The sequence below is a fragment of the Streptomyces griseosporeus genome (assembly GCF_014656055.1).
Classification (GTDB): domain Bacteria; phylum Actinomycetota; class Actinomycetes; order Streptomycetales; family Streptomycetaceae; genus Streptomyces; species Streptomyces griseosporeus.
The window spans coordinates 665,231-679,011 of the sequence record NZ_BNBR01000001.1 but is presented as its reverse complement, the minus strand read 5'-3'; the positions used below and the strand labels follow the sequence as shown (position 1 = coordinate 679,011).

8 protein-coding genes are annotated in these 13,781 nt (G+C 73.6%); 5 read left to right on the top strand and 3 right to left on the bottom strand.

Going from position 1 to position 13,781, the window contains the following annotated elements:
• Window positions 1–41: 41 nt before the first annotated feature.
• On the bottom strand, window positions 42–2,420 hold the full coding sequence (locus tag IE308_RS03025) for a SpoIIE family protein phosphatase (RefSeq protein WP_190216460.1): 2,379 nt from the start codon (window positions 2,418–2,420) through the stop codon (window positions 42–44).
• Between the two features lie 254 nt (window positions 2,421–2,674).
• Between IE308_RS03025 and IE308_RS03020 the strand changes: the two genes are divergently transcribed.
• Entirely contained in the window at window positions 2,675–5,782 is a 3,108-nt protein-coding gene (locus IE308_RS03020; protein ID WP_190216459.1) for a glycoside hydrolase family 2 TIM barrel-domain containing protein, read from the top strand.
• A 215-nt stretch (window positions 5,783–5,997) separates the two neighbouring features.
• Complete coding sequence (locus IE308_RS03015; RefSeq protein ID WP_190216458.1) at window positions 5,998–8,241, top strand: glycoside hydrolase family 9 protein; 2,244 nt, start codon at window positions 5,998–6,000, stop codon at window positions 8,239–8,241.
• Window positions 8,242–8,278: 37 nt separating this feature from the next.
• On the opposite strand, the gene qcrB is transcribed toward IE308_RS03015, so the two are convergent.
• Window positions 8,279–9,748, bottom strand: a complete 1,470-nt coding sequence (gene qcrB, locus IE308_RS03010; protein WP_190216457.1) for a cytochrome bc1 complex cytochrome b subunit — start codon at window positions 9,746–9,748, stop codon at window positions 8,279–8,281.
• A gap of 185 nt (window positions 9,749–9,933) precedes the next feature.
• Between qcrB and IE308_RS03005 the strand changes: the two genes are divergently transcribed.
• From IE308_RS03005 to IE308_RS02995, 3 genes are all read left to right on the top strand, one after another.
• Window positions 9,934–10,179 (top strand): hypothetical protein, encoded by a 246-nt coding sequence (locus tag IE308_RS03005; RefSeq protein ID WP_110634580.1) that lies wholly within the window; start codon window positions 9,934–9,936, stop codon window positions 10,177–10,179.
• A 3-nt stretch (window positions 10,180–10,182) separates the two neighbouring features.
• Window positions 10,183–10,560, top strand: a complete 378-nt coding sequence (locus IE308_RS03000; RefSeq protein ID WP_110634582.1) for a toxin Doc — start codon at window positions 10,183–10,185, stop codon at window positions 10,558–10,560.
• 402 nt (window positions 10,561–10,962) lie between these two features.
• Window positions 10,963–12,507 (top strand): RICIN domain-containing protein, encoded by a 1,545-nt coding sequence (locus tag IE308_RS02995; RefSeq protein ID WP_190216456.1) that lies wholly within the window; start codon window positions 10,963–10,965, stop codon window positions 12,505–12,507.
• Window positions 12,508–12,519: 12 nt separating this feature from the next.
• On the opposite strand, the gene IE308_RS02990 is transcribed toward IE308_RS02995, so the two are convergent.
• Window positions 12,520–13,689, bottom strand: coding sequence for a lactate 2-monooxygenase (locus IE308_RS02990; protein ID WP_190217342.1), 1,170 nt, complete (start codon window positions 13,687–13,689; stop codon window positions 12,520–12,522).
• Between the last annotated feature and the right edge of the window lie 92 nt (window positions 13,690–13,781).

Genomic DNA, 13,781 nt, shown 5'->3' with positions numbered 1-13,781 from the left:
GACGTCTGCCCCGTGCCGTGGCGCCGAAGCGTGCCGGCGCGCTACTCCTGCTCCAGCAGAACGAGTTCGGCCCAGATGGTCTTGCCGTCCGTGGTGTGCCGGCTGCCCCAGCGCTGGGTCAGCTGGGCGACCAGCAGCAGGCCCCGGCCGCCCTCGTCCCAGGTCTTCGCCCGGCGCAGGTGCGGCGCGGTGTGGCTGGTGTCGGACACCTCGCAGATCAGCGTGGCCGCGTCGTGGATCAGCCGCAGCCGGATGGGCGGTGTGCCGTACCGGATGGCGTTGGTGACCAGCTCGCTGACGACCAGCTCGGCGGTGAAGGACGCCTCCAGAAGCGCCCAGGCCTCAAGCTGGTCCACCACCTGCTTGCGGATGGGCCCGACCAGCGCGGGGTCGGCCGGGATGTCCCAGGTCGCCACCCGGGAGGCGGGCAGCCCCTGGGTACGGGCCAGCAGCAGGGCCACGTCGTCGGCGGTGCCGCCGGGCGGCAGCAGGGCGCGCAGGATCCGGTCGCAGCTCTCCTCCAGGGAGCCCGCGCCGGCGGCGAGCGCCTCGCACAGCGCGCGGAACCCGGCGTCGGCGTCCCCGCCGCGCGCCTCGATCAGACCGTCCGTGTAGAAGGCGAGCACGCTGCCCTCGCGCAGCTCCACCTCCGTGCACTCGAACGGCAGCCCGCCCACGCCCAGCGGGGGACCGGCGGGCACCGGCACCCGGCGCGGCGGTCCGTCCGGGGGGAGCAGCACCGGCGGGGCGTGCCCGGCGCGGGCGATGGTGCAGCGCCGCGACACCGGGTCGTACACGGCGTACAGGCAGGTGGCGCCGACCTCGCCGGGGCTGCCCTGGTCGCCGGCCTCCTCCGAGAGCCGTACCACCAGGTCGTCGAGGTGGGTGAGCAGCTCGTCGGGGGTGAGGTCGATGTCGGCGAGCGTGCGCACGGCGGTGCGCAGCCGGCCCATCGTGGCCGATGCCTGGATGCCCTGCCCCACGACGTCGCCGACGACCATCGCGACCCGCATCCCGGACAGCGGGATCACGTCGAACCAGTCGCCGCCCACCCCCGAGCGCGCCGCCGGCAGATAGCGGGACGCCGCCCGCACGGCCGCCGTGCGCGGCAGGTTGCGCGGCAGCAGGCTGCGCTGCAGGGCCAGGGCGGTCTCGCGCTCGCGGGAGTAGCGGCGGGCGTTGTCGATGCACACGGCGGCCCGCGCGGTGACCTCCTCCGCGAGCAGCACGTCGTCCGGGGTGAACGGCTCCGGCCGGCGGAAGCGGGTGAGGACCGCCACGCCGAGCGTCGTGCCGCGGGCCCGGATCGGCACGGACATCGTGGTGTGCACGCCGAACTCCTGGGCGCGGGCGTGGCGCACCGGGTCCCAGGCGAGCCACCGCTGCAGGCTGCCCGTGCCGGACGAGGCGATGATGGTGCGGCCCTGGACGAGCGAGTCGGCCTGCGGCGAGGCCGCCGGGTAGGACTGCACCTCGCCGGGCTTGGCCGCGGCCTCGGGCGTGCCGGCGCTGACCGACCGGTGGGCGATACGGCGCAGACTGACGGGCGCGGTCAGCCGCACCGGGGGCTCGCCGGGCTGGTCGGCCACGTCGAGCAGGTCGACGCTGACGAGGTCGGCGAGCGCGGGCACGCACACGTCCGCCAGCTCCTGCGCCGTACGGGTGACGTCGAGGGTGCTGCCGATGCGCACGCTGGCCTCGTTGACCAGCTGGAGCCGCTCGCGGGCCCGGTGCATCTCGGTGATGTCGTGCGCGGCCAGGCACACCCCGTGCACCCGGCCCGCGCCGTCGGTCAGCGGAGCCATCCGGGCCAGCCAGGCGTGCTCCCGCTCCCCGGCGCCGGTGCGCATGGAGGTGTGCACGTCCTGCGGCCGGCCGGTCGCGAGCACCTCGCGCAGCCGCCGCTCCAGCTCCTCGCTCTGCGGCTTGCCGCCGATCTCCGCCAGGGTGAGGCCCCGCAGCCGCTCCGGGGGCAGCCCGACGACCTCGGCCATCGCGTCGTTCATGCGGCGCAGCCGCAGCCGCCCGTCGTAGACGGCGACCGCGCACGGCGACTGCATCAGCCCGTCCACGCCCGGCAGGTCCTGCGGGGCGGGGGCGGCGTCGCCGGCCACCGGGGTGACCACCAGCCAGCGGGCCGGGCGGTCGCCGTCCCCGGAGAGGCGGTGGGCGAGCAGCCACACCGGCAGGGCGTGCCCGTCGCGGTGGCGCAGGGTGAGAGTGCCGTCCCAGCGCGGTCCGGCGGGGGCCGGGCCCGCGTCGGCGCCGGCCAGCAGGCGGACGGCGGGACGGCCGACGACCTCGTCGGGGGTCCAGCCGAGCAGGCGCTGAGCGCCGTGGTTCCACCCGGTCAGGGTGCCGTTCTCGGCGATGACAGCCCGTGCCGTCGCGGCGTCGTCGAACGGGTCGTCCGGGCTCATCCTCGCCACTCCATCGCGCGCACTCACAGTGAACAGATGTTGCACGTGCGTCCCAGCCTAGTGCGTCGCCGGGCCGCGCGGACGGGAACGGACGCCGCGCTCCCGCCCCGCCTCGGGGGACCGGGGAGCGGTCCGGCGGAGGACAGCGGAAGAAGGTCACCGGCCCTTGACGGGCCCATGTGCGATGTCGTCAGATTCTGTTTGTTCGCGATCAGTTGTGATTAATTCTGGGCCCTGATGAGGGGGAGCCGCCAATGACGGTCACACGCAGATCGGTCCTGATCGCCTCCGCCGCCGCGCCCGCGGCCGGAGCACTCGCGACCACCCCGGCGGCCTGGGCCGCCGACGACGCCGACCCCGCCGGCCGGGCCGCCGGCCGCCGCACCCTCGCCCTGCGCGACGGCTGGCGGTTCGCCCTGGCCGACCCCGACGGTGCCGACGACCCCACGGGCGCCTACGCGGGGGCCGCCGACCCGGCGTACGACGACTCCGCCTGGCGCACGGTGGCCGTGCCGCACGACTGGAGCATCGAGCAGGCCCCGACCACCGAGCACGGCACCACCAGCGGCACCGGCTTCTTCCCCGGCGGCCTCGGCTGGTACCGGCTCGCCTTCACCCTGCCGCCCGCCCTCGCCGGGAAGCGGATCTCGGTCGAGTTCGACGGCGTCTACATGGACGCGTACGTCTACTGCAACGGCACCGAGGCCGGCCGCCACCCCTACGGCTACACCGGTTTCGCCCTCGACCTCACCGGCCTGCTGCACACCGACGGCACCACCGAGAACGTCCTCGCGGTGAAGGTGCGCAACCAGCTGCCCAGCAGCCGCTGGTACTCCGGCAGCGGCATCTACCGCGAGGCCCGCCTCGTCGTCACCGAGCCGGTGCACGTCGGCCGCTGGGGCACGTACGTCACCACACCGCAGGTCACCGGGGACCGCGCGCTGGTACGGGTGGCGACCACCGTGGTGAACGCCTCCGGCGCCGGCGCCGACGTCGAGATCCGCTCCCGGATCACCGGCCCCGACGGCCGCACCGTGGCCCGCACCGCCACCACCGTGCCGGTCGCGGACACCCGCACCGAGACCCACGAGCTGACCGTCCCGGACCCCCTGCTGTGGGACATCGCCACCCCCGGGCACCGCTACACCCTCCACACCGAGCTGCGCGTCGGCGGCCGCCGCACCGACAGCCATCGCACCCCCTTCGGGATCCGCACCTTCCGCTTCGACCCGGACGAGGGCTTCCACCTCAACGGCGTCCACACCAAGATCAAGGGCGTCGACCTCCACCACGACCTCGGCGCGCTCGGCGCCGCCGTGCACACCGACGCGATCCGCCGCCAGATGACGATCATGAAGTCGATGGGCGTGAACGCCTTCCGCACCTCGCACAACCCGCCCTCGCCCGAGATGATCCGGATCTGCGAGGAGCTGGGCATCGTGATGCTGGTGGAGGCCTTCGACTGCTGGCGGACCGGCAAGACCCGCCACGACTACGGACGGTTCTTCGACGAGTGGTGCGAGAAGGACGCCACCGAGATGGTCCTCGCCGCCCGCAACTCACCGGCCGTGGTGATGTGGTCCATCGGCAACGAGATCCCCGACTCCACCTCCACCGCGGGCCTGGCCATGGCCGACCGCATCATCGCCGCGATCCGCGCCGCCGACGCCACCCGCCCGCTCGTCATCGGCTCCGACAAGTACCGCCGCCTGCCCGCCAAGGGCTCCGCCGCCGACCTGATGCTCGCCAAGCTCGACGGCCTCGGCCTGAACTACAACACCGCCAAGTCGGTGGACGCCCTGCACGCGGCCTACCCGCACCTGTTCCTCTTCGAGTCGGAGTCCTCCTCGGAGACCTCCACCCGCGGCACGTACCAGGAGCCGGAGCACCTCAACACCGGCGAGAACCACACCCCCGGCAGACGGGCCACCTCCTCCTACGACAACAACCTCGCCTCCTGGACCATGAGCGGCGAGTACGGCCTCAAGAAGGACCGGGACCGCAAGTGGTTCGCCGGGCAGTTCCTGTGGTCCGGCATCGACTACATCGGCGAGCCGACGCCGTACGACGTCTTCCCCGTGAAGGCCTCCTTCTTCGGCGCGGTCGACACCGCCGGCTTCCCCAAGGACATGTACTGGCTGTTCCGCAGCCAGTGGACCGACGAGCCGATGGTCCACCTGCTCCCCATGAGCTGGAACCACGAGCCGGGGGAGACCGTCGAGGTGTGGGCGTACGCCAACGCCGACACCGTCGAGCTGTACCTGAACGGCGAGTCGCTCGGCGTGCGGAGGTTCGACCGCAAGAAGACGGCGGACGGCAGGGAGTACCTGGAGACCACCGAGGCCACCGGCGACGACAAGACCTTCACCGACGGCCCCTGGCCGGGCAGCTACACCAGCCCCAACGGCAGCGCCGGCAAGCTCCACCTGACGTGGAAGGTGCCCTTCGAGCCGGGCGAGCTGAAGGCGGTCGCCCGGCGCGGCGGCAAGGTCGTCGCCACCGACGTGCTGCGCACCGCGGGCCGCCCGCACGCCGTCCGGCTCACCCCGGACCGCGACGCGCTGCCCGCCGACGGCCGCTCCCTCCTCTTCGTCACCGCCGAGATCGTCGACGCCCGCGGCACGGTCGTCCCCGACGCCGAGGACCTGATCACCTCCGACGTGCGCGGCGGCTCGCCGGCCGGGCTGGACAACGGCCGGCAGGAGAGCGCCGAGCGCTACCAGGCCACCACCCGCACCGCCTTCCACGGCAAGGCCCTGGCCATCGTCCGCGCCGGCACGAACCCGGGCGCGCTGAAGGTGACGGCCCGCGCCGACGGCCTGCGCGCCGGTACGGCGACCGCGCGCACCACCGCGGCCCGCTCGGCGGCCACCACCCCGCCCGCCCGGTTCGCGCCCGACTTCCCGGCCCCGCCCGCCTACCCGCACGCCGACGCCGGTTACTCCGGCCGCCCCGACACCCTGCCCGCCGCGATGCTCGACGGCGACCCGGCCACCGGCTGGTCCAACGCCTTCGACAAGGCGGCCACCGCGCTGCTGCCCGCCTTCCGCGGGGCCCGCCCGAAGGACTGGGTGTCGCTGGACTTCGGCAGGACCCGCACGATCGACCGCGTGGAGGCGTCCTTCACCACCGACGCCGGCCACAGCCTGCCCGCCGCCGTCGAGGCCGCCGTCTGGGACGGCGAGCGCTGGGCGCCGGTCACCGGGGCGTCCGTCGCCTGGGCCTCGGCCTCGGACGCGCCGACGGTCGTCACCTTCGACGCGGTGCGCGGCTCCCGGGTGCGGCTGACCCTGACCAGCGCCCACCCGGGCGAGGTCCGGGGCGCGGTCCGCATCAGCCGGCTGGAGGTCCCGGGCGCATAGCCCGTCCGGCCGGTCTCACCTGCCCGGTCCGGCGCGCCGGACCGGGTCCGGGACGGTCCGGGCGGGGACCCGGTTCGGTCCAGTCCCGTCCGGACCGTTGACGGATGTCATGCCTGCAACAACCATGTCCTGCGTCGCGTTTGGGAGCGCTCCCACTTCTGGATTGGGAGCGCTTCCAACCCGAGCGTCACCCGCACTCCCCGAGGAGCCCAGACGTGAAACGACGCAGTACCGCCCTGCTGCCCCTCGCCGCGCTGCTGGCGGCGGCGGCCACCGCCCTGCCCGCCCAGCAGGCCGGCGCCGACGAGGTCGAGCAGGTCAGGAACGGCACCTTCGACGCCGGCACGCAGGACTGGTGGGCCAGCGGCAACGTCAACGCCGCCGTCGACGGCGGACGGCTGTGCGCCGACGTGCCCGGCGGCACCACCAACCGCTGGGACGCCTCCGTCGGCCAGAACGACATCACGCTCACCAAGGGCGAGACGTACCGCTTCTCCTTCGCCGCCTCCGGCGTCCCCGCGGGACACGTCGTCCGGGCGCTGGTGGGGCTGCAGACGGCGCCGTACGACACCTGGTACGAGGAGAGCCCCCAGCTCAGCGCGGACGGCAGCACCTACAGCTACACCTTCACCTCCCCGGTCGACAGCGCCCAGGCCCAGGTCTCCTTCCAGGTCGGCGGGTCGGCGGACCCCTGGCGGTTCTGCGTGGACGACGTGTCCCTGCTCGGCGGGGTGGCCCCCGCGCCGTACGAGCCCGACACCGGGCCGCGGGTCCGCGTCAACCAGGTCGCCTATCTGCCCGCCGGGCCGAAGAACGCCACCCTCGTCACCGACGCCGGCACCCGGCTGCCCTGGCAGCTGAAGAACGCCCGCGGCACCACCGTCGCCCGCGGCTGGACCGTGCCCCGCGGCACCGACGTCTCCTCCGGGCAGAACGTCCACTCCGTCGACTTCGGCGCCTACCGGGGGAGCGGGCAGGGCTTCACCCTGGTCGCGGACGGCGAGACCAGCCGCCCCTTCGACATCGGCACGGCCGCCTACGAGAAGCTGCGGCTGGACGCGGTGAAGTACTACTACACCCAGCGCAGCGGCACCCCGATCCGCGACGACCTGCGCCCCGGCTACGGCCGCGCCGCCGGGCACGTCGACGTGGCCCCGAACCAGGGCGACGGGAACGTGCCCTGCCAGCCGGGCGTGTGCGACTACCGCCTCGACGTCACGGGCGGCTGGTACGACGCCGGCGACCACGGCAAGTACGTCGTCAACGGCGGCATCACCACCTGGGAGCTGCTCAGCACCTACGAGCGCGAGAAGCTGGCCCGCACCGGGCAGGCGGACAAGCTCCGCGACGGCACCCTGGCCCTGCCAGAGAGCGGCAACAAGGTCCCCGACATCCTCGACGAGGCCCGCTGGGAGCTGGAGTTCCTGCTGAAGATGCAGGTGCCCGCCGGGCAGCCGCTGGCCGGCATGGCCCACCACAAGGTGCACGACGAGCAGTGGACCGGACTGCCGCTGCTGCCCAGCGCCGACCCGCAGAAGCGCGAACTGCACCCGCCGACCACCGCCGCCACCCTGAACCTGGCCGCGACCGCCGCCCAGGCGGCCCGCCTGTACCGCCCCTACGACCCCGCCTTCGCCGCCAGGGCGCTGTCCGCCGCCCGCACGGCCTTCACCGCGGCCCTCGCCCACCCGGACGTCTACGCCGACCCGAACGACGCCACCGGCGGCGGCGCCTACAACGACAACGACGTGCGGGACGAGTTCTACTGGGCCGCGGCTGAGCTGTACCTCAGCACGGGGGAGAAGCAGTACGAGACGTACGTCCTGACCTCCCCGGTGCACACCGCCGACATCTTCGGCCCGACCGGCTTCGACTGGGCCCGCACGGCCGCCCCGGCCCGCCTCGACCTCGCCACCGTGCCGAGCCGGCTGCCCGGCCGTGACAAGGTGCGCCAGTCCGTCGTCCGGGGCGCCGACCGCTACCTGGCCACGCTGAAGGCCCAGCCGTACGGCATGCCCTACGCGCCGGACAACAACCTGTACGACTGGGGCTCCAACCACCAGGTCCTGAACAACGCCGTCGTCCTCGCCACCGCCTACGACATCACCGGCGGCGCCAAGTACCGTGACGGCGCCGTGCAGAGCATGGACTACGTCCTCGGCCGCAACGCCCTGAACATGTCCTACGTCACCGGCTACGGCGAGGTCAGCTCGCACAACCAGCACAGCCGCTGGTACGCCCACGAGCTGGACCCGGCCCTGCCGAACCCGCCGGCCGGCACGCTCGCGGGCGGCCCCAACTCCAGCATCCAGGACCCCTACGCGCAGTCCAAGCTGACCGGCTGCACCGGTCAGTTCTGCTACATCGACGACATCCAGTCCTGGTCGACCAACGAGACCGCGATCAACTGGAACGCGGCCCTGGCCCGGATGGCGTCCTTCGTGGCGGACCAGGGGTAGCGCTCACCCGACGTACGCCGAGTGGAGCGCGGGCCCGTCACGGCTCGCGCTCCACGAGTTCGGCGGGCCGCCGGTGCGCGGTCAGGGTGTGCAGGGCGGCCTGGTCCAGGGGTTCGTGCAGTTCGACGTACTCGCCGTGCGGCAGCCGCTTGATCACCCCGGTCGGCCGGCCGTGCTCGACCAGCTCCCGGTCCTTCAGCTGCAGGCCGAGGCAGATCCGGCGGGTGACGACGAACACGACCGCCGGGACGGCGAACAGGCCGATCCGGACCGCCCAGGTGACCGTGTTGATGGACAGGTGCAGCCGGGTCGCCACGATGTCGTTGCCACCGCCCGCCAGCAGGATCAGATAGACGCTGATCCAGGCCGCGCCGATCGCCGTGCGCACCGGCCGGTTGCGCGGCCGGTCCAGCAGATGGTGCTCGCGCCGGTCACCGCCGGCCCTCGCCTCCAGGAACGGGTACGCGCCGATGAACACCAGCAGCAGCGGGAACACCACGACCGGGATCAGCACCCCGAGGACCAGGGTGTGTCCCCACAGCGTGACCTCCCACCCCGGCATGATCCGCACCAGGCCCTCGGCGAAGCCCAGGTACCAGTCGGGCTGGGCGCCCGTGGAGACCTGGTCGGCGCGGTAGGGGCCGTACGACCAGACCGGGTTGATCGTTGCCACGGCCGCCATCACGCTCAGCACGCCGAACACCAGGAAGAAGAACCCGCCCGCCTTCGCCAGGTACACCGGGAAGAACGGGGCGCCGATCACATTGCGCTCGGTGCGGCCCGGCCCCGCGAACTGGGTGTGCTTGTGGTACACGACCAGCACCAGGTGGGCGAGGACCAGCGCCGCCATGATCCCGGGGATCACCAGCACGTGCAGCGAGTAGAAGCGGGCGACGATGTCGTGCCCGGGGAACTCGCCGCCGAACAGGAACATCGACAGATACGTGCCCACGATCGGCACCGACAGCAGCGCCCCGTCGACGAACCTGAGGCCCGTGCCCGACAGCAGGTCGTCCGGCAGCGAGTAGCCGAACAGCCCCTCGAACAGGCCGAGGAACAGCAGCAGCCAGCCGAACAGCCAGTTCACCTCGCGCGGCTTGCGGAACGACCCGGTGAAGAAGTGCCGCATCATGTGCGTCAGCATCCCCGCGACGAACACCAGCGCCGCCCAGTGGTGCAGCTGCCGGATCAGCAGCCCGCCGCGCACGTCGAAGCTGATGTCGAGGGTGGAGGCGTAGGCCTCGGACATCCGGACGCCGTTGAGGGGGACGTAACTGCCGTGGTACGTCACCTCGTTCATCGACGGGTGGAAGAAGAAGGTCAGGTACACACCGGTCAGGACCAGCACGGCGAAGCTGTACAGGCATATCTCGCCGAGCAGGAAGGACCAGTGGTCGGGGAAGACCTTCCGCAGGTATTTCCGGCCGAAGGTGTGGATGCCGAGCCGGCCGTCGAACCAGTCGGCGACGCGCTCGCCTCGCGTGGGCGGGACACGGGTGTCGGACATGGGCGGGCCTCCCAGGAGTGCGTTCACTCCTGTGACAGGACAGGGCCGCCGCCTGTGACATACCGCCCGTGCGGTGTGACGCACGTCTCATCGCGGCGCCGTGGGGTCCGGTGCCCGGTACCCTCGCACAGGCGTGCTGAGCAGGGCGTATTTACGCGGGAGTACCCCGGCGGTACCGTGGAGGCATGCCAGCTCTGAATGTGGAGTTCAGTGAGCGCGAACTGGAGGACCTGCGGGCCATCGCCAAGGAGCGCGGTACGTCGATGAAGGCGCTGGTGCGCGAGGCCGCCGCCGCGGACATCGCCCGGCACCGGGCGCTCCAGGAGGGCGCCGAGGCCTTCCGGCGGTTCTTCGCCGCCCACGCCGAGGAGTTCGCGGCCGCGTTCCCCGACGACGAGCCGTCCGCCCGGCACGCGGGGCGGGTCGGCTGACCGATGGCGCCCGTCGTCCACATCGACGTGCCCTGGCTGCTCCAGCGCCATGAGGACGTCCTGCCCGAGCAGCCCACCATCAACGACTTCTCCGCGCTGGTCGCCGCCGTCGCCCGGCACCGCGTCGACCCGCCGCGCCTCGGCGTGGACTCCGACCCGGCCTGGCGTGCCGCCGCCCTGCTGCACACCCTCGCCGTGCTCAAGCCGCTGCCCTCGGCCAACGCCCGCTTCGCCTGCGCCACGGCCGTCGCGTACATGTACGTCAGCGGGGCCGGCATCGACCCGCCCTACGGCGCGCTCGTCGACCTCGCCCGGGACCTGATGTCCGGCAAGACCGACGTCTACGGCGCCGCCGACCGGCTGCGCTCCTGGCAGATCTGACGCCCGGGGGACCCCTCCGGGCCGCCGGCCGAGGGCGGGAGGAACAAGGCCGGCGGCCGTCTCGCGCAGGAGAGCCGCCGTCCTGCGCGGGGCCTCCGAGGAAGGGCCGCTGCCCAGTCCACTACGGGCCGCCGCGCGCCGGGAGCGTGCGTGCCTCCCCGGCGCGTGCGCGGCATTCACACGGGGCGCATGAAAAGCGAATGCCCGTGCGAATTGCAGCCCGCACAAGGCGGCACTGACCGTCTTTTTCTGACTTTCTTTCAATGGTGTGGAAGTGGCGCGGAAGTGGCCTGAGCGCCTTGTTGCGCACGAGTGGGGTGTGCGAGGCTGCGCATTCGCTGCGGACGCGCATCGCCCGGTGTTCGTACGCGCCAAAAGGTACGCACCAAAAGGAATCCGCTCGTGCCAACCCCCCACTTGCCCTCTCCTCACCGGCCGCCGCCCGGCGGCGCCGTGCAGGAATCCGACGAGTCGCTCGCCGTGCGGATGAGAGGCGGGACGGACGACGAGGTCGCCCGGCCCACCGCCCTGCTCATCGCACGCCACTGGCAGCCCGCGCACAGCTACGCGGCCATCTGCCTCGCCTCCACCGCGGAGGTCGCCGCCATGGCCACCGCCGCCGCCTTCCACCAGGTCTTCGACCGCCTCACCCTCGGCGAGTCCGCCGCCGCGCTGCGCCCCCGGCTGCTCGTGACCGTGCGCGACACCGTGCGCCGATGGGCCGCCGCCGACCGAATAGCCGACGTCCTGCCGGAGTTGCGCAAACCCGCCGGCGGCCGCGGTATGCGGGCCGCCGTACATCTCACTCCCGAAAACCGGCGCCTCACCGAAGAGGCATTCTCGACGCTTCCCGATCGGTTCCAGTGCCTGTTGTGGCACACCGAGGTCGAAGCCGAACCGATAACGGTCCCGGCTCTCCTTCTCGGCCTTGATCCCGGCACCGCCACGGCCGCTTTGGAACAGGCCCGGGAAAAACTCCGCGAGGGCTGTGTCCGCGCCCACCGGGAACGCGCCCCGAATGACGAGTGCCGTTTCTACAACCGGCTCCTCGACGTCCCCATCCGCCGGGGCGGCGCCCTGCTGCCGGACGTCCGCCGGCACCTCGGACAGTGCCGCTACTGCCGGGACGCCGCCGAGCAACTCGGCCGGTTCGACGGCCCCTTGGGGGAGCTGCTCGCCGAGGCGGTGCTCGGCTGGGGCGCCCGCCGCTATCTCGACTCCCGGCCCGGCCGTACGGGGACGCAGGCCCGCCCGAGCCGCCGTGCCGCCCGGCACCGAGGCGGGACGGGCGGGGGCGACGGCGTGCCGGGCGGAGCGGGCGGGACGGGACGCCGACGCCTGTCGCGCCTTCCCGCGCCCGGCCGGCGCGCCCCCGGCGCCGCCGCCCCGCCGCGCACCCTGCTCACCGGCGTCGCCCTCGCCTCCGCCGGGGTGCTCACCGTCCTCCTCCTCGCCGGGCTGTGGACGAGTGACGGCACGGGCGCCGACCCCGCGGCCTCCACCACCGTCACCGGCGGCGCCGGCGCGCAGAGCCCGCCCGCGGCGGACGGGCCGACCCGGCTGCGCAACGCCGCCACCGGGCTGTGCCTGGAGAGCCGGGGCCGGGCGGTGGCGGGCGCGGCCCTCCGGTCGGCGGTGTGCTCGGCGTCCAAGGCGCAGCGGTGGTCGTACGAGAACGACGGGCTGCTGCGCAGCGCGGCCGACCCGCGGCTCTGCCTCGACTCGCACGCCGACGCCGGGGTCGTCATCCTCGGCGGCTGCGCGGACCGGGCCGACCCGCGCGCCGCCGATGTCCGCTACGACCTGACCGCGCGCGGCGAGCTGCTGCCCCGCTGGGACGGGACGCTCGCCCTCGCGGCCACCACCGCCGACGCGGGCGCCGACATCGTCGTCAAGGTCCGCGACGGCACCCCGGCGCAGCGCTGGCTCATCGAGGCGCCCGGGTAGCGTTCCGGGCCGTCAGGCCGGCCCCTCCACCAGGTCGGACTTGCCGACCGTGGCGGGGCCGGCGTGGCCGGACAGGGCCAGGGTGAGGTCGAACTCGGCCAGCAGGCAGCGGATGACGTGGTCGACCCCGGCCTGGCCGTCCAGGCCCAGCCCGTAGACGTACGGCCGGCCCAGCAGCACCGCCCGGGCGCCGAGCGCGAGCGCCTTGAAGACGTCGGCGCCGGTGCGGACCCCGCTGTCGAACAGCACCGTGAGCCGGTCGCCGACCGCCTCCGCCACCCGCGGCAGCGCGTCGGCCGCGGCGAGGGCACCCGCCACCTGGCGGCCGCCGTGGTTGGACACCACCACGCCGTCCATGCCCGCGTCGGCGGCGAGGCGCGCGTCGTCCGGGTGCAGGATTCCCTTCAGCACGATCGGCCCGTCCCAGTGCTCCCGCAGCAGCGCCAGATCCGGCCAGGTCTTGCCGGGGTCGGCGAACATGCCCACGAAGTGCAGCACCGCGGCGTTCGGGTCCTCCTCCACCGGCTTGGCCAGGGCCGCCCGGAACGCCGGGTCGGTGAAGTAGTTCGCCGTGCCGACGCCGCGCAGGAACGGCAGATAGGCCTGGTCGAGATCGCGCGGGCGCCAGGACAGCAGCGGGGTGTCGAGGGTGACGACGAGCACCGAGTAGCCGCTCGCCTTCGCCCGGGCGAGGAAACTGCGCGCCACCTCCGGGTCCTTGGGCCAGTACAGCTGGAACCAGCGCTCGGCGTCCCCCATGGCCTCGGCCACCTGCTCCAGGGGCGTGCTGGAGGCGGAGGAGAGGATGTACGGCACCCCGCGCGCGGCGGCGGCCCGGGCGGCGGCCGGTTCCGCCTCCGGGTGCATGATCGACAGCACGCCGACCGGCGCCAGGGCCAGCGGCGCGGGCAGGGTGCGGCCCAGCACCTCCACCGACAGGTCCCGCTCGCGCACGTCCCGCAGCATGCGCGGCACGATCCGGCGGCGGTCCAGGGCGGCCCGGTTGGCGCGTGCCGTGCTCCCGTCGCCCGCGCTGCCCGCCACATAGCCGACCGGGCCCGGGCCGAGCCGCTGCTCGGTCAGCTCCTCCAGCCGGGTCAGGTCGGTGGGCAGCCGGGGCACGGTGCCGTTCATCCCGTTCAGGTAGATCTCGTACTGGAAGTCCGCCCAGTGTCCGGCCATGCGTCCGTCCCGCCTCTCCTCGTCGAGTCCGCGCTGCACCCGCACCATACCGACGAGTAGGTACGGCCCGTCAGGGCCGTGCGGCCGCCCCG